Below are 17,884 nucleotides of genomic sequence, written 5' to 3' on the forward strand. Positions count from 1 at the left end.
TATTCGCCTGTGGGCAAATGGCGCCTGCAGCTACTGAAAATGGGCTTTCGCCCGCATGGTAACCGATGCCGATTTGATAAGGCTTTCAGTCAGAAATGAGATGGATTGGCTATAGGTACGGGCGTATAATGGAACACGGGCTAAAATGCCATGAATGGATCGAACGGGGAGAATCGTATTATGAACGTTGCCATTATCGGTGGCGGATTGGCGGGTCTGACCGCTGCCGCGTACCTGTCCGAACAGCCCGGGGTCCGGGGTGTTCTATTCGAACGGAGTCCGCAGCTGGGCGGACGCGCTTTTACGTATGAGAAAGCCGGCTTCACGCTCAATTACGGCGCGCACGCCATCTATGGACTGGACCGGCATACGCTATCCGTCATGGAGCGTGAGCTGAACCTGGAATTCAGCAGCAAGCAAGTGGACAAACGCAAAGTGATGTATGAAAAAGGCGAGCAGCTGACACCGGCTCCGCTTGATTTTGTAAATTTGGTCAAAACGGATTTGTTGACGGCGATGCAGAAAGTCCGTTTTGTCGGCGAGATTACGGCAATCATTGCGAATATTCATCAAATTAAGCATTATGCGACGCTTGGCGATTATCTGGCCGAGTCCGGCGCGGATGAGGATGTGAAGGAGCTGTGGGAGCACCTGGTCTGCAGCAATTTCTTCATTACCCCTGAGGACGCGCGCCGCGTGCCCGGCCCCGTTATCAGCGACTACTATCATAATCTGTTCCTGTCGCACCGACCGGTCAACTACGTCCTCGGCAGCTGGGCGGTCATTACGAACCAGCTTCGCGACAAAGTCGCGGCATCGGGACGCTGGTCGATCGCGCTGCAAGAAGGCGTAGACGGCATCCGATACGAGCAGGGCAGCTATATGTTAAAAACGAAAGCCCGCGAGGAAGCTTTCGACCGCGTCGTATTCGCCATGCCGGTCCAGCAGATCGTCAAGCTGCTGCGCGGCACGCCTTGGGAGCCCTTCCTTGCTCCATACGAGCAAAATACGGCGACGGAGGTCATGGTATATGACATCGGATTGAAACATGTAGTGGCACGGCCGTTCAGCTATATCAGCGACATGAACCATAAACTGTTCATCTCCGATGTGTCGGCTACCGACCACACTCTTGTGCCGGAGGGCGGGCAGCTGCTTCAAGGGATCGCTTATCTGAGCGATGAAAGCTCCGGCGGGGACGAAGACCGCAAGGCGTATCTCGAGGAACGGACGCAGCAAATGGAGTCGCTGTTCGACCGCCATTATCCGAACTGGCGCGACGCGGTCGCCGTGAAACGGGTGTCGAAGAAAGCCATGGTGCAAAGCGTGAAAAACATTGCCGGCAACCGCCTCGTGCCGAATCGGATCGAGAGCATGCCGTTCTACTTCTGCGGCGACGGCTGCGAAGGCAAGGGCGAGCTTGCCGAGCGCGCGTTCTCGAGCGGGCGGCGCGTTGCGGAGCTGCTTGTCGCGAAGCTTTGATTAAGATGTCGGGAATCCAAATCATTGGGATCCCGATTTTTTTTATTTAAGGCTCTGTTGAAGCTTAGTTTTGTTTTTTTATGTTTTTGGTATCATCCCAAGTTTAATTGGCAAGTATGGTGAATTGAAACTTACGCGAAACTCGTTTCAAAAAAGGCACTATCGGGGGGTGATTCATTGAATATAGATAACCATCCTCATCATATTTTTCGTATTGGCGTAAGACCGTCTACTATTATTGATGATTTAAATACAGTGGACATTTCAAGTTCAGAGTTGCTAATCCGAGGCAAAACTAAAAACCTCGATAGATTGAAATCCTTCAGTCAGCTAGAAAAACTATAGATTTATTCCGTGAATCAAAAAGAATTTACTACGATACTCGATGTTATTAATCCTAAGATGGTTCACTTTCATGAAATGAAAGTCGAGGATTTAACTCCGCTTGAAGCCCTTGATCATGTTGAAGTCCTTTCGCTTGAATGGAATACCAAAGCGAAGACGTTGTGGGATTTGGCGAAAAACACGGCTTTAACCTCATTATCAATAAAGGATTTTTCGAAACTAGAAAATATATGCGGGTTGAAAAACAATTCAAATCTTGAAATTATGGACTTGTCTGGAGGCATATGGAACACCTTGAAATTGGCAACGTTGTCTCCATTGAAAAATCATTATAATCTAAAATATCTCGGCTTGAGCAACATAAAAGTACAAGATGAATCTTTGGAGCCCGTTTCTTATTTAAAAGGACTTCAGGAATTGGAGATTTCTAACCAATTCCCCACAGAGGAATACGCAAGATTATCTGTGTGCCTACCGAATACCAACTCTATTTCATTCCGCCCCTATACTCGCTTAAATAGCCCGATTGAAGACAAGGACGTATTGGTTACCGGAAAAAGAAAACCGTTCTTAAATTCGCAAAACGACGTTGAGAAATTAAGAAAATATGAAGTGGAATTCAGGAAACTGCAGGAAAAATTCAGAGAAGAGTTGAAGAATATACATTAACGGATTGACTGAGCATGACATCTAGAAAAAGGCTGTTCCCCGTTGCGAGAAACTCGCTTTCGAAGGGACAGCCTTTTCGTTTGGATCTGATTATTTGTCGGTGAATATGACGTTAGCCGGTTTATTCATCTGCTCCGCCAGCTTCTGCGCGGATTGAACCCAAGCCTTGTCGACCTGGATCGTCATTGCGGTCGTATCCGAGATCGTATCGTGCTTGAACGAAGCCATGGCCGTTGCGCAGGCTTGATTGACCGCAAGCAAGGTTTTGAGATAGCTGCGCTCCTCGTCCGTCAGCGGTCCGGTGTGATTGCCGAGCGCCTGCAGCGATTTTTCAGCTTGTTCCAAAAATGTCGCCGCGTTGCGGTTAGAAGAAGCAAACGGCGTTCCGTTGGACGTTTCGGCTTCCTTGATGAAGGCCGTTACCGCCGAGCTCTTGTTATATGCCGCGATCAAAAGGCTCTTCGCCGCCAGCCGGGTCGGCATATCCTCGTGATTTAGCAGGTCATCGAGCCCGGACGTCACTTGCTCGAAATGAAGCTTCGTCTCTTTGCCGGATTGCAGGATCGTCATACCCCGTTCTATGCGCTGATCCTTGCCATGCTGCAGCGAACGGGCATATAGAAATACGTTGCCAATTAAACTGAAAGTCAGCAAAATAAGGACGATTGGCGTAAATATCGGTCGCTTTGGTTTCTGCTCCTCCACGGTCTTACCTCCAAATGTTTGTTCGGCGTGCGGATTGGACTACCGAATCGCCCTGGGACGATATTGATAACCCTCCACTACGTTAGCGTGTTCCATCCAGGATTGCAACCGCAGCGGCGCAACGTTAACAGATCCGTCACATCGTTTCCAGCTCGACGCGGCTGCCCCGGCCCGACGGCTCGGCCGGCGTGACGATGAGCCGCCGCGGCAATCTCGCCCGCAGCTCAGGCACGTGGCTGATAACGCCGACAGCCAAGGTTTCGTTGTGCAGCTTCTCCAGCGCCGTAATGACGGTGTCGAGCAGCTCCGGATCCAGCGTTCCGAAACCTTCGTCGAGGAAGAAGAACTGCAGCGGATATTTGCCGCGCAGCTGAATCTGGCCGGACAGCGCAAGCGCGAGCGCAAGGGAAGCCAAGAACGTTTCGCCGCCGGACAACGTAGACACCGGGCGGCGGATGCCGCCGTTGGCATCGTCCCGGATGACGAATCCGCCGCTGGAATCCACCTCAAGCGCATAGCGGCGTTTCGTTAAGAAGCCTAGCCGTTCGGAAGCGGCTCGGCACACTTGGACAAGCTGCTCCTCGGCGACATACTCGACGAAAGCGTTGCCTCGGAACACCGTTTGCAGCGACTTTAGGCGGCCGCAAAGCTGCTCCATGTCGAGCCGCTTCGCCTCGAGGCTGTTCCAGCGCTCCTGCTTAGCCGACAGCTCGTCCCGATCCCTTTCCGCTTTAGCGGACGCTTGCAGCATGCTCTCGTTAGCTGCTCGCGCCTGTTCCAGCAAGGTAACGGCCGCCTCCCACTCTTCGTCGGTCAAGCTTCTTCCCTGAAGCTGGTCCCGCAACAGCTCGATCTGTGCGGCCAGCTGCTGCTCGGCTTCGCGATACTTGACGATTTGCTCGCTCATCTGTGTCTGATGGATGAGCAGAGGCTGAAGCTCGGCTACCTCCTCGCCGCTCTCGAACGGGGAAGCCGCGAGCACGGCCTGCCATTCTGTGCTTGCTTCCCGATGCCTTTGTGTTGCCGCGTTCTCCGCTTCTTCCGCGGCGCTGCGTGCCTGGGCAGCCTCCGACAGGGCGAGCTGGGCAGCGTCATGCTGCTCGGTTAGCGTTATGAGCGTTGCTCTTAATAAGCTGATCTCCTGCTCGGCGGCCGCTTTCAGCGCTGCCGCAGGCGCTCCGTCCGTGATGGCTTGGAGCTGGCCTAGCTTCTCGTCCAGCTGCTGCCGCTTCTCGCCTAGGGTGGCCGACAACGAAGCGTATTCCAGCTGGGCCGACTGCGCCTCGCTCGTGCTTTCCTGCTGCGCGCTCGTCTGCTCTTCTATGTAGCCGACGCTCTTCTCCAGCCTTCCGCGCAGCTCCATTGCGTCAGCTTCTCGGCGTTCAAGCTCGAGCAGCAGTCCGCTGCCTTGGGCAGGCTTCAGCTCGGCCCCGAATTGTTCCTGCCACAATGCCTCCTCTTGCTTTAACGCAGCTGAGGATTGCTCGAACTGTGCCGATGCCCGGCCAGCCAATGCCATCTGCGTGCGATGCTCGTTGGCGGCTTGTTCGCGTCGGCGCGCCGCCTCCGCGTATCGGTTACGGCAGCTGGCGAAGCCTTTCTCTGCCTGCGCAAGCCAGCTCTCGTGCAGCGACGCCATTTCCGAGATCGCTACCAGCGCGGACTCGTGCTGCGCCAAAGCTTCTGCCGTTGATGCGGATTCTTCCGCAGGACGAGTGCCGGCTTCGGCGCCTGCCGCCGCTTCGGGCATGGCAAAGGATTCAGGGGGCGATACCGCTTCAGCGGCAAGCATCATGCCCGCTTCGGCCCCTGCCGCAGCCTCGAATAGGTCAAATTCCAGCTGCATCGCCTTCGAATCATCCGGAGCCTCATCGTTGGACCCGATGGCATCCGTTAACCGCTCCAGCGCCGAGGACGCTTTGGCTTGCAAAGGCGAGAGGCTCAGCTGCAGCTGCTGAGCTTGCTGAATGGCACGCTCCCAAGCCGCCAGTACGGTTTCTCCAGCATCCAAGGCGTTCCCGGCTGCTCCGTGCTTACCCGGATGCACGCAAGAACCGCATACGGGACAAGGCTCGCCCTGCACCAAGCCTTCGGCCAGCTGCTCGGCCAATTGCATCCGCTGCTGCTCGCGCAGCTCGCCGCGAACGCGCTCCTGCCATCTCGGAAGCGAACCGCTTATTCCGCGAAGCTCCCGGTTCATGTCCTCCAGCGAGGCAAGCACTGGCGTCAGCTCGCGAAGCTGAACGCGCAGCTCCCCTTCCGCTTGCCGCTGCTCGGCCTCTGCCGCCTCAAGTCGCTGCTTCGCGCGGGCTTGCTGCTCTTCCGAAGCGCTCAGCTCCTGCTGCGCCGCTTCGGCTTGCGCCGCCAAGTGGTTATACTGCTGCAGCCGCTTGGCAAGCGCGCCCCGCTTGTCACGGTCTTCTGCTGTAAGCTCCACCGCCTTCAGCTCTTTGCGCAGCTCGGCCTGCTTAGCCGTCGCCCGGCCGAGCAGCTCCTGCGCTTTCGCGGCAAGCTCGCCGCAGCTGCGGCTTCGCGCTTCCGCGTCGCGGGCGCGCAGCTCGCCGGCCGCGACGCTCTCCGCAAGCGCGGCGGCATCGGTCTCGAGCCGCTCCGCTTGCGCGAGCTGCTCGAGCCGCTGCGCCAGGCGCGGCTCGCCTGCCGCGGCCGCGGCGGCTGCCGCCGTGCGCGCGGCGGCTGCGGCCGTGGCCGCCTCCAGCCGGGCGGCATGCGCCAGCCCGGCTGCCTCGCGGCGCGAGGCGGCAGCGCGCAGCGCCGCCTCGGCCGCGCCGGCCGCGGCGAGCGCGGGCGCAAGCCGCTCCGCCGCGGCGAGGCGCGCGAGCTCGCGCTCGAGCTGCGCGACGCGCGGCGCCTCCGCGAGCAGCTGCGCCTGCTGCGCCTCCTTCGCGAGCAGCGCCGTCTGCCGCTCGCGCACGTGCAGACGCTCCGCGTGCAGCCGCTCCGCTTCGGCGAGCGCGGCCCGCGCTGCCGCGGCGGCCGCCGCCGCTTCGCGGAACCGCGCCTCCGCGGCGGCTACCGCTTCGGCGGAGGCGTCGCCAAGGCCATGCTGCTCGGCCGCCGCCTCGTTCAGCGCGCCTTCCGCCGCTTTCATGCGCTGGCTCAGCTTAAGCGCCAGCCCGTCGCCGAACCGCTCCAAGCGGAACAGCCGCTGAAGCATCGAGCGGCGGTCCTTGCCGGTCAGCGACAAAAACTCCGCGAATTTCCCTTGCGGAAGCACGACCGCGCGCGTGAAATCCTGCATGCCGAGGCCGATCTGCGCCTCCACGCAGCGGGTCACGTCCGCCAGCTTGTCGGCGAGAACGACGTCGCCCGCTTCCGTCAGCTCCACGAAGCGGCTGACGGTATTGCTTACCGAGACGTCGCCGCTGCCGCGCTTAAACTGCCGTTCGACGCGGTAACGCTTCTTCTCGCCGGCGCCGGAAAGCTCGAACGTGAACGAAACGGCGAGCGTTTTCTCCGCTTGGTTCATAATGCCCTGCGTCCCGTTCGCCGCACGTTCAACCTTGCCGTAGAGCGCCAAAGTGACCGCGTCAAGGATGCTCGATTTGCCGCTGCCCGTCGGTCCGAAGATGCCGAATACGCCGGCCTCGCACAGCCGTTCGAAATCGACCTCCTGCACCTCGCGGTAGCTCTGGAGTCCGCTCAACCGAAGCAATAATGGCTTCATCCGCGATCACCTCCCGCTGCTGCTTCCCCATCTTGCTCCAGCAAGCTTTCGCTGCCTGCCGCCGCGTCATCGTCTTCTTCCGCAATCAGCTCCAGAAACAGCTGAACCGTCCGGTCGTCCGGTTCTCCCCCGCCGGTCTGCTTGGCGAAGAAACGTCGGAACAGCTCCTCGGCAGGCAGCTGCTCGCGCGAGCGTTCGCCGGCCTCAAGCGCCTCCGCGGACTCCGGATAAACCGGACGGATGTGGACCAGCCCTTCGTGCTGCTTGCGCAGCTGCTGAATATGCTGGAGCGTCATCGCCTCCGTCATCCATACGTCCAGATCGATCCATGCGCGCGCGTCGCGGCCTTCTTCCAGCCAGCCGTACACCTCGGCCAAACCGCCCTTCGCGGTCCACCGCACGAGCGGCCTGCCCGAGCTAAGCAGGATCTCCCGAGGCTGAATGGCGATACCGGGCTCCGCATCAAACACGGTGACGGACTTCGACTGACCCGCCTCCGAGAAGCTGTACGCAAGCGGAGATCCGCTGTAGCGCATCGTTTCGTCGCCGGCAACCCGCTGGGGCCGGTGCAAGTGGCCGAGCGCCACGTATTGCGCGCCGATCCGCAGGGCGGATGGATCGACCGTGTAAGCGCCGCCGATTTGAATCGGGCGTTCCGAGTCCGTCTCGAGTCCGCCAAGCACGTAAATATGGCTCATCGCCAAGTTCACCGTTTCGTGGCGGAATGCGCTGCCCAGCTGCGACATCAAGCGCCCGACCCGCTCGGAATAAGCGGTTCGCAGCATTTCCTCGTCCGTCGCCTCGCTCAGCAGCTCGCGCAGCCGCGATTCGGATGGATACGGCAGCGCCGCGATAACGGCTTGCTCTCCCGTCCGCGCCACATCAATGACGAGCGGTCGATCCGTCGGCATGCCGACTAGCCGGATGCCGCTGCGCGCCGCAAGCGGCGCGGAGGCGGATACCCGTTCCGGATGGTCGTGATTGCCCGCGATCACGGCGATGGTCCGTCTGCCGCCGTCCGCCAGCCGGGCGACCGCCTCGTAGAACAGCTGCTCCGCGGCCGCCGGCGGGTTGACCGAGTCATAGACATCGCCGGCAAGCAGCACCAGATCGATTTCTTCTTCCTTTGCGAGAACAGCCAGCTCATCCACGAAAGCCGCTTGCTCCTCCAGCCGGCTGCGGCCCTCGAGCGAACGCCCGAAATGCCAGTCTGCCGTATGCAGTATGCGCATCGCCTATTTCCCCATCCCTTCTCTATCAAAACAATTTAACCGCTTGTCCCCCGTCAAAGAAGAACACATAGCACTCGTCGATCGCCCGTCCGATGATGGAACGGATCGCTTCCGCATAGAGCGTCAGCTGGAAACGGTGGCGTTCCGCCGCGTCCTCCCACCGGCTCAGCGTAATCCGGTCCGTTTTGTAATCCAGCAGGATGAGCCGGCCTTCCTTATCCTGAAATAAACAATCGATGACCCCTTGAATCAGAATCGGCTCGTCGCTCAGATGCTCCGAAGCGTCCGGATAGACGCGGGAGGCTGGGAACGTGCAGCTAAACGGCGTTTCTCTTCGCACCCATTGCGCGCGGAGCAGCCGAAGGCCGACCTCGCTTTGGAAAAATGCCGCGGAGCCCGCAACATCCACCGCGGCCGCCTGCTGCGCGGACAGCATCCTGCGCTCCTGAAGGCTGGCGACCGTCTCCCGGACCGCCTTCTCGGATACCTCCCCGTTCAAAGGGACATGCTGCATCACGAGATGGCTCACCATCCCCCGTTCCGCTGCCGTCAGCGCCTTTTCCTCCATAAATTTCGGACGCCGCAGCCTGAACGTGTACTCTCCGTCCCCGGAACGCGCGGACTTGTCCATAACAAAGGTTTCAGGCTGGGGCTGCGCTTCCTCCGCCAAACTGACCGAATCCCCGTCGAAAAGAAACTCGACTTGTCCGTAAGCTTCCGGTCCGGCGTCTATTGCCGCAAAGTCGATGACCGGCTCCGAATCCCCAGCCTCCTTATCCGAATCCAACCCAGCCAAGCCATCCTCGCCTGCAAGCTCCGGCAGCAGCAGCGCCGCTTCGTCCATGCCCGCTTCGGCATGGAGCCGTTTCATTTCGGTCACGGATGTTTTGGCCGCGGTCATCGTAGCTGCGGCGTATGGATAGCGCCAGCTTAGCCGCCTGTCAATCTCGTCTGCCGCTTCCGGCGATTCCGGCAGCGGTACAAGTTCTTGCACGGCTTGCATGCGCAAGGCGAAGGCTTCGGCCGCACCGGTGTCCTCGGCCGTCGCCGCGGCAGCTTCCAAGCCGAGCTGCGCAGCCGGAACGACCGCCGTGCGCCAGTCCCGGAACGAGACGACCTTCCCGGCGGTCTTACCGACAGCGCCTTCCGCCTCGAATGCTCCTTCCGCGATTTCCTCTGCTTGCTCGATAGGCACGCTTCCTGCTGGATTCCCAACAACGTCAGCGGTCTGGCCTTCCTCGATTGCGGCATCATCCACGATAACCGCGGAAATGCCCGCTCCCATTGCCAGCGGCCCAAGCCAGTCGAGGAATCGGGATGCGCCCGCGATGCGGAAATCCGCAAGCCCGCCGTCCGCATCGAGCGCGGATTGCCAGCGCTGCAGCTGCTTAGCTGCGTCTCCGACCGTTCCGACGAGGAACATTTTCTCCTTCGGCCTCGTCAGCGCGACATACAGAATCCGCATTTCCTCTGCCAACGTCTCCATAGCAAGCCGGTGCTTGATGGCGAGCTGCGGCAGCGTCGGGTAGCTGACTCTCAGCTCCGAATCAACATAGCGGGGGCCGAAGCCAAGCTGCTTATGCATCAGAAACGGACTGCTGAGGTCGCGTTTGTTGAACTGCTTGCCTAGTCCGGCCGCGAATACGACCGGAAACTCCAGCCCTTTGCTCTTATGGATCGACATGATCCGGACGACGTCCTCCTGCTCCCCGAGCGCGCGGGCCGTGCCCAGGTCGCCTCCGCTCTCCCGCATCCGGTCGATAAACCGGAGGAAGCGGAACAAGCCCCGCAGCGTAGTCGCCTCATATTGGCGGGCCCGGTCATGAAGCGCGCGCAAGTTGGCTTGCCGCTGAAGGCCGCCTGTCATTCCGCCTGCCAAATCGTAATAGCCCGTTTCCCGGTAAATCCGCCACAGCAAATCGGCCAGCGATCCTTGCCGCGCTTCCACGCGCCATGCCTCGAGCGATGCCAGAAAGCTTTGCAGCTTCCGCTTCGTGTCTTCCGGCATGTTCGGATCATCCGCCGCGTTGCGGACCGCTTCGAAATACGACGCTCGGCCCGCCGCGATCCGGATCAGCGCCAGCTCTTCGCCGGTCAATCCGGCAAGCGGCGAACGGAGCGCGCCGGCCAGCGGAATATCCTGATACGGATTGTCGATGACGCGAAGCAGCGACAGCATCGTTTCCACCTCGGTCGCCTCGAAATAGCCGCTGCTCAGCTCCGCGTAAGCGGGAATGCCGTGCTGTTGAAGCTCCTCGATGATGGCAGGAGCCCACTGCTTGTCCGCCCGCAGCAAAATCACGATGTCCCGCCAGGCAAGCGGGCGCTTGCGACCCTTTTTCCCGTCATACACCTGAAACGGCTCCGCGGCCGGATCATCCGGCCGCAAGCCTTTCAACTTCACGATTTGACTCGCGATATAGCGCGCCTCCAGCTGAACGGTCTGCAAATCCTCCGCGGCCTCGGCTGCAGTCATGCCGTCGCCTTCCGCATCGCCTTCATCCGCCGAATCCGATTCATGCTCGGCAGCATCGCCTTTCCCTTTGTCGAGAATGGCAAGCTCCACCGCATACCGTTCCGCAGGTCCGCCTTCGGCGGCAGGCGGATAAGACGCGCCGCAAACAAGCTCGGCGCGCTCGTCGTAATCCATTTCCGCCGCTTTCTCCCGCATGATGGCGCGAAAAACGTTGTTCACGCCGTCCACAACTTCCTGTCGGCTGCGGAAATTTCGCGCCAAATCGATTCTAACGCCATACTCGGCTTCGCCTTGGATGGCCGGTACCGTTTCCGGAGATGCCGTCGGCTCGTCCCCAATAGTCAGTTCCAGCTGATCCGCGCCGCTCCGAAGCGCTTCCTGCTCCAGTTCGCCGGCCATGCGGTAGCTTTTATATTTGCTAAGAAACAAGCCCGGCTCCGCCAGACGGAACCGGTAAATGCTCTGTTTCACGTCGCCGACCATGAAGCGGTTTCCTTTGCCGGGCCGCGAGATGAGCGAGACGATCGCTTCCTGAACCATGTTCGTATCCTGGTATTCATCAAGCAGCACTTCCTGAAACTGCTGCTGGTATTCGAGCGCCGCCGGCGACGGCGCCATCGAAGAAGGCGCCGAAGAGGCATCCCGCAAAATGCGCAGGCAATAATGCTCCATGTCGCCGAAGTCGATAAGTCCCTTCTCCAGCTTCGCCGCTTCGAAACGGCTGCCGAACTCGTCGGCAAGACCGGCCAGCGTCTCCATGAGCGGAGCCATTTCGTCTAGCTCGGCGGCAAACTCCTCCGGCGTGCGCGTAAACAGCTCGTCCGTCAAATCGGCGATAATCGTCTTGGCGCGATCGCGGAGATCCTTGGCCTGCTCCTGCAGCGCTTTGTCGCATGCATCGCCGCGCTGGGGCTTCAGCTTACCGAAGCTTGCGCCTGCGAAAGCCTCCTGCCACGTCATCCACGGCTGGCCGGCTACGCGATGAAGAAGGGAACGGACAAGCGCCAAATCTTCGCGGAACGTTTCCCCGTAAGCGTCGGGTCCGCCCGGAAGATACGTCAAAGCCTCAGCCTGTTCCAGCAGGCTTACGGCGCCTTGCAGAGACAGCGAAACGGCATCCGATAAGCTCGTCACCCACTCGGTTTGCCCGAGTTCCTCGGCATTCCCGACGCGGAAAGCGGCAGCCGTCTCCTGCAGCCAAAACTTCGGCCATGGATGGCTTTGCGAGAAATGATAGAGCTTCATGACTAGCGCATAAACCGGCTCATCGCCGCGCTCGCCGCCGAATTTATCGACTAGCTGCAGGAAAGCCTGGCCCTTTTCCGTTTCCGGTTCGCCGTATCGCTCTTCGAACAGGCCATCGAGAACATCGATTCGGAGCAGCTCCGCTTCCGTCTCATTCGCGATGCGAAAGCCCGGATCGAGGCCGATGAGGGAATAATAGCGCCGTATTACGTCCAGGCAGAAAGAGTGCAGCGTCGTAATGGATGCGCGTCCCATCAAGGCCAGCTGGCGCCGCAAATGATCGGAGCCCGGATTCCGGTCGAGCTCCTTCTCCAGCGCGATGCGGATCCGCTCCTTCATCTCTGCCGCTGCCGCCTTCGTGAAGGTCGCGACAAGCAGACGGTCGACATCGGTATCCGCTGATATTTTGCGGATGATCCGCTCCACCAGTACGGCTGTTTTGCCTGACCCTGCAGCGGCGGCCACCAAAATATTGCTTCCGCCGGTAACGATCGCCCGCCACTGGTCTTCCGTCCAAGTGCTTCCAGCCGGCTTCGGCGGAATCGGCGTTACAGCTGTCGTCATTGCTCTTGCTCCTTCCCGGCATCCGCTTGCATGCCCGCGTTGTTGACATCTTCTTCGTCGCCGCTCGCGAGCAGCTCCCATACCTCGTCCTTGCCCGGCTTATTCAGCTTCGTATAGCAGTTGCCCTCGACAAGCGGGTCGAAGTGGCATACCGGCTTGTACGAGCAAATTTGGCACGGCGTCTTATTTCCAAGCCTATATGGCCGTATGGACACGTCGCCGCCGGCGATCCGGTCGCCGATCCTGCGGAGCGTTCCCCTCACCGATCGGCGCAGCGTCCCCCACTGCTCATCCGACACGACGGAAGAGCTGCTGTAGAAGCCGCCGTCCCGCTTGAGCGCGAGCGGCAGCAGCTCGGAATAGCCCGTCGACAGCGCATTGTCCATCATCCGGACCGTATCCTCGTCCGCAAGCACAAGTCCTTTGAGCTTGAACCGCTTCAGGATTTCGGTGCGCGCCTTCGCCGGCGGCAAGCCGTTCGAGGCCGTAAGCATCGGATTATGCACGTGGAAATACAGCGCGCCCGCCGCACGGGCCGGCTGGCCCAGCCATTCCGGCGCATGCGTAAGCAGCACATCGAGGTACGTCAGCATCTGCAGCGCCATGCCGTAGGCGACTTCCTCCAGGCGAAGCTGCTTCGCGCTTGACTTGTAGTCGATGACGCGCAGCAGCAGACCGTCCGTCGTCTGAGCCGCGTCTACGCGGTCGATCCGGCCGACCATCTCCAGCGTCTTGCCTCCGGTAAGCGGAATCGTCACCGGCGGCAGCGGACCTTGCGGCCCGAAGCCGATTTCGAGCCCTACCGGCTTGAATTGCGCGCGCCGCGCGTGCTCCCCGAGAATGACCGCGGCTTGGCTTATAATATCGCGCAGCTTGCGCGCTACGTATTGATGGCGGTTGCTGCTGAACAAAATTTGCGATTGCAGCCTCATCGCCAGCTCGTTCACAATGCCGGCCGACGCCTCGCGCAGCTGCTCCGTCGTGAGCGAGCCCCAGCTGTCGCCGAGCGTTTCGGTCAGCTTGTTGAGCGCGGCATGGAACAGCTGTCCGATATCCGGCGCGGCAAGCTTGTACAGCTCCCGCTCCCGAAGGCGCAGCCCGTGAATCGCGAAATGCTGAAACGGACACGAGACGAACCGCTCCATCCGCGACACGCTGCCCCGCAGCAGCTTGCCGTAGAGCAGCTCCGCGGTTTCCGGGGACAGCGTGACTTCCTCATTGGTATATTGCAACGACGCAACGAGCCGCTGCAGCTTGTCCTGCCACTCAGGGCGGACGGCGAACCAGTTATACGCTTCCCACCAGAGCGGCGCAATGCTGCCGCCATGCTTCCATATCCGCAGCTGCGTAATCAGATAGGACAACGTCCGTTCCGGATGCGCCATAAACGATTGCTGCTCGGCTTCGGGCATGACAGGAACCGGTTCCACGGCGACGGTTTCCTCTTGGAGGCCCGGGAACAGCCCCTTCATATGGCGAATAATTTCCGATGGAAGCAGGCTTTTCCCTTCCTCGTCCGAAAGCGGCCAGCTAACCCACAAGTGGCCGCTTGGCGTCGTAAGCGCATTGTAAATCATAAACCGCTCGTCGAGCAGCTTGCGCCGCACGCCGGGCGCCATGACGAGGCCGCCGTATTCCAGCGTTTCCCGCTCCTGCTCCGTCAGCACGCCGTCCTCCTGCATGCGCTGCGGCATGACGCCGTCGTTTGCGCCAAGCAAGTAGCATACGGCGACTTGGCCGGAGCGCGTGCGGTCCATGCTCCCGATCAGCACCTGATCCAGCGACGGCGGCACGGATGCGAGCTTTAAGCTTTCCAGACCCGTTTCCACCATGCCGGCGAACAGCTCAAGCGGCATCGCTTCGCTGCCGGTCATCTCGGTCAGCTGATCGAGCAAATCCATGACGCCGTCCCATAGCTGCCGGTGCTCTCTGGCCCGAAGCGGATTGCCGTCCGCAATCGCTTTGCGGCTCCAACGTTCCAGCCGGTCCGGCGCATCGATCGCGACGAGAAGCTTGTAGAGCGCCTCGCACATCCCTCTGACGCTGGACGCTTTCTTCAGCTCGCGGCCGAATTTGCGCAGCACCGGCACGACCGCTTCCCGCGCCGCCATGATCGCTTCGAATTCCCGCAGCTCGTTCGCCCCCGCCTGCGCGGGATCGCCCTCCAGCGTATCCCGCGTGAGCGGCTTCCATTGGCTGAGCGTCGTCCAGCGATTGCCGTTCATGCCGGTCGCCAGCGCGTAATTTTCGAGCAAGTCGAACGTTTCCCGCGTTAAACTGCCGTCCTCCGGAATGAGCAGCTCCGACTTGATGCAGCGGAACACCGCTTCGTAGCGCCAGCCGTGCGTTGCGATCTCGATCGCCGAGCGGATAAACTCGACGAACGGGTGATGCAGCGCGCCGTTCTTCTGATCGAGAAAGTAAGGAATGCCGTAATCGGCGAATACGGCTTTGATGTAATCGTTATAGTCCGGCGCATTGCGCACCATGACCGCCAAATCCCGGTAGCGCATCCCCTCGTCCCGTACCCGGCGGGTAACGTCGCGCGCGACCGCCTCCACCTCCGCGCGGCGGTTCGCCGCCGCATGGAGCGAAACGCCTCCTTGCGCAAGCTCCCGCTCCGATAGGCTAAGCGGCTTGCGCCCGCCATAATAGCGCTCTACATGCGCCAGCATCGGATTGTGCCGGAACCGGTACGGCGTGCCGCCAAGCAGCACCGGCTCTTCGATTTCCACGCCGTTCTCCGCCGCCATATCGCGCAGTTTCATGAACGTTTCCGCCGTCGGACGGAATAGATCGAGCTCATGCGGCTGTTCGCCGGCCCCGTAAAGCTTATCGAGACACAACGTCACCGTCATCGATTTGGCGTGCTTCATCAGCTCGCCAAGCGCTTCGAATTCCGTCGGCGTAAATCCATGGAACCCGTCGACCCAAATCTCTGAATCTGCCATCGACGGCGCTTGGTGGAACCCCTTCACGAGCCAGCTCAAATAATCCTCGGCATCGACGTAGAGCCCAGCCAGCTCCTGCCCGAGTCCTGCCGCAATCAGCTGCAGATCATGAAGCTTTCGGCCGAGCAAGGAGCTCACCTGCTTCGGCAGCCGGCTCTCCGCGAACGCGGCGAGCTCTTCCGTCCCGATCCCGTACCGCTTCCATTCCGTCATCAGCTCGCCAAGGCGTTCGATGAATCCGTGCTGGGATTCACTGCCCTTGAACAGCTGCAGTTTCTCCTCCAGCCTATGTACGATTTTGTACAGCAGCATGTTTTTGCCGTTCTCGCTGATCGGGACGAGCGCCGTTCCGCCCGTCTCCTGCATGATCCGAAAGGACAGCCGCCGGAAGCTGAGCGCCTGCGCCCGAATGGAGCCGCTCAGCTCCTCGTGGTTCAATAGCGCGTACTCCGTCTGAAAGGTAGCCTGCTCCGGCACCAAAATAACGATCGGCGGTCCATCCGGCTGCGCTAGCACGTTGCTTCTTATTCGTTCCAAACAATAATGGGTTTTGCCCGACCCCGACCGCCCGATTACAAAACGGAGCGCCATGCGCCCACCTCTTCTCGTATATTCGATTCTCCTATTCTATCATACGGTCCTCTATCTTTTCATCCTAAAATACAAACATTTGTTCGTTTATCGCGAAGGTAAATTGTTCAACTGAGACTTTGGGTTGACAATCCTTGGGTCTCATTTTATAGTTGTCTAGATGATATTGATAATCGTTATCAATTAATACCTGCGCACTCGCGCATAAGGAGAATCGATTCATGAAGAACAAATTGGTTATCCCGCTCATCCTCATCCTGCTCGTCGTGCTGACTGCAGCCTGCGGCAGCAAGGATCCCGCATCGAACCAAGCCGCCTCCTCGCAGAACGCCAATGCGCCTGCCGCTGCCGAAGAAACGAGTTCCGGCACGGTCACCTATCAAGCCGAATCCGGCCCTGTAGAAGTACCGTCCGATCCGATGCGGATCGTGGCGCTTACGAATGCGCCCAACATCCTTTCCCTCGGCGGAACGCTTGTCGGCGTAGATGAATGGACGAACAAAAACCCTCTGTTCAAAGAGAAACTGAATGGAATCCCGGTCGTATCCGAGAATGATTTGGAGGAAATTTTGGAGCTGAAGCCGGATCTAATCGTTGCCGGCTCGCATATGAAGAATCTCGATAAGCTGGGCGAAATCGCGCCTACCGTCGTCTATACGTGGGGCAAGCTGGACTATCTGGCGCAGCAGCTGGAAATCGGCAAATTGCTGAACAAGGAGAAGGACGCTCAAGCTTGGATCGACGATTTCAAACAGCGCGCTGCTGAGGCAGGCAAAGAAATAAAGGCCAAAATCGGCGAAAACGCTACGGTATCCGTCTTCGAAACCGATTCGAAGAGCTTCTACGTCTTCGGCAACAACTGGGCTCGCGGCACCGAAGTGCTCTACCAGGCGATGGGTCTTCAAATGCCGGAAAAGGTAAAAGCGGACGCGCTCGGACCCGGCTACTACACGCTCTCTAATGAGGTGCTGAAAGACTATGCCGGCGATTACCTCGTCCTGAGCAGAAGCTCGGCGGGAGACAATTCCTTTATGTCCACCGATACCTGGAACAGCATCCCGGCCGTCAAGAACAACCATGTCATCGAGATCGATACGGAAGCCTCCACGTACAGCGATCCGACGACGCTTGATTACTTGCTGAACATTTTCAAAGAAGGATTCCTCGGCAGCAAATAAGATAAAAAAGCGCAGACCGTTATCGGCCTGCGCTCTTTCCATTCTATATGTGCTCAAGCGGTACCGGCACGTGGCCGTACCTAGGCGCGGCGCCGCGTCCGCCTGCCGCCCATTTTGCCGCATTCGCGATGACGCGAAGCACATCCCCGTTATGATAGGTCGGGTACGTCTCGTGCCCCGGACGAAAGTAAAACACCTTTCCTTGCCCGCGCATATAGGTACAGCCGCTGCGGAACACTTCTCCGCCCTGGAACCAGCTGACGAATACAAGTTCATCGGGCGCGGGAATTTCGAAGTGCTCGCCGTACATTTCCTCCTGCTCGAGCTCGATATACTCGCCGATGCCCTCCGCGATCGGGTGGGCGGGGTTCACGACCCATAAGCGCTCCTTTTCGTCGGCCTCGCGCCACTTAAGCGCGCAGCTGGTGCCCATAAGCTTCTTGAATATTTTCGAATAGTGACCCGAGTGAAGCACGATCAGTCCCATGCCTTCCAGCACGCGGGCATGCACCCGTTCCACGATCTCGTCGCGTACCTCGTCATGCGCCATGTGTCCCCACCAGATCAGCACATCGGTGTTCCGAAGCACCTCTTCCGTCAGTCCGTGCTCGGCTTCATCCAGCGTCGCCGTCTTCGCGTTCAAGCCGTACGGCTGCAATCCTTCGGCGATCGCTTGATGAATCCCTTGCGGATAAAGGGATTGCGCGGCAGGGTTCGTCCGCTCATGCCGAAACTCATTCCATATTGTAACTTGCGACATG

At 59.6% G+C, this 17,884-nt stretch carries 9 protein-coding genes; 3 read left to right on the forward strand and 6 right to left on the reverse strand.

Annotated features, from left to right (window positions below):
- Window positions 1–180 precede the first annotated feature (180 nt).
- Window positions 181–1,482: an FAD-dependent oxidoreductase gene (locus DL346_RS15325; RefSeq protein ID WP_112882930.1), complete on the forward strand. Its 1,302-nt coding sequence runs from the start codon at window positions 181–183 to the stop codon at window positions 1,480–1,482.
- A 354-nt stretch (window positions 1,483–1,836) separates the two neighbouring features.
- Window positions 1,837–2,496 carry a leucine-rich repeat domain-containing protein gene (locus DL346_RS15330; RefSeq protein ID WP_240633181.1) on the forward strand — a complete coding sequence of 220 codons (660 nt, stop codon included), beginning with the start codon at window positions 1,837–1,839 and terminating at the stop codon, window positions 2,494–2,496.
- Between the two features lie 90 nt (window positions 2,497–2,586).
- Here the strand turns inward: DL346_RS15330 and DL346_RS15335 are convergent, their stop codons facing one another.
- The 5 genes from DL346_RS15335 to addB form a co-directional block, all read right to left on the reverse strand.
- On the reverse strand, window positions 2,587–3,201 hold the full coding sequence (locus tag DL346_RS15335; RefSeq protein ID WP_112882931.1) for a hypothetical protein: 615 nt from the start codon (window positions 3,199–3,201) through the stop codon (window positions 2,587–2,589).
- Between the two features lie 136 nt (window positions 3,202–3,337).
- Entirely contained in the window at window positions 3,338–6,886 is a 3,549-nt protein-coding gene (locus DL346_RS15340; protein WP_112882932.1) for an AAA family ATPase, read from the reverse strand.
- Complete coding sequence (locus DL346_RS15345; protein ID WP_112882933.1) at window positions 6,883–8,118, reverse strand: exonuclease SbcCD subunit D; 1,236 nt, start codon at window positions 8,116–8,118, stop codon at window positions 6,883–6,885. Before DL346_RS15345 ends, DL346_RS15340 begins: the two co-directional genes overlap by 4 nt.
- A gap of 25 nt (window positions 8,119–8,143) precedes the next feature.
- A complete protein-coding gene (locus tag DL346_RS15350) occupies window positions 8,144–12,403 on the reverse strand; it encodes a UvrD-helicase domain-containing protein (protein WP_112882934.1) in 4,260 nt (1,419 codons plus the stop codon).
- A complete protein-coding gene (gene addB, locus DL346_RS15355; RefSeq protein ID WP_112882935.1) occupies window positions 12,400–15,945 on the reverse strand; it encodes a helicase-exonuclease AddAB subunit AddB in 3,546 nt (1,181 codons plus the stop codon). The genes DL346_RS15350 and addB overlap by 4 nt, the downstream gene beginning before the upstream one ends.
- A gap of 221 nt (window positions 15,946–16,166) precedes the next feature.
- Between addB and DL346_RS15360 the strand changes: the two genes are divergently transcribed.
- Entirely contained in the window at window positions 16,167–17,123 is a 957-nt protein-coding gene (locus DL346_RS15360; protein WP_112882936.1) for an iron-hydroxamate ABC transporter substrate-binding protein, read from the forward strand.
- A gap of 43 nt (window positions 17,124–17,166) precedes the next feature.
- Here the strand turns inward: DL346_RS15360 and DL346_RS15365 are convergent, their stop codons facing one another.
- Window positions 17,167–17,883, reverse strand: coding sequence for a ThuA domain-containing protein (locus tag DL346_RS15365; protein WP_112882937.1), 717 nt, complete (start codon window positions 17,881–17,883; stop codon window positions 17,167–17,169).
- Window position 17,884 lies beyond the last annotated feature (1 nt).

Origin of the sequence: Paenibacillus montanisoli, from assembly GCF_003268025.1 — a bacterium.
Taxonomy (GTDB): domain Bacteria; phylum Bacillota; class Bacilli; order Paenibacillales; family Paenibacillaceae; genus Paenibacillus_Z; species Paenibacillus_Z montanisoli.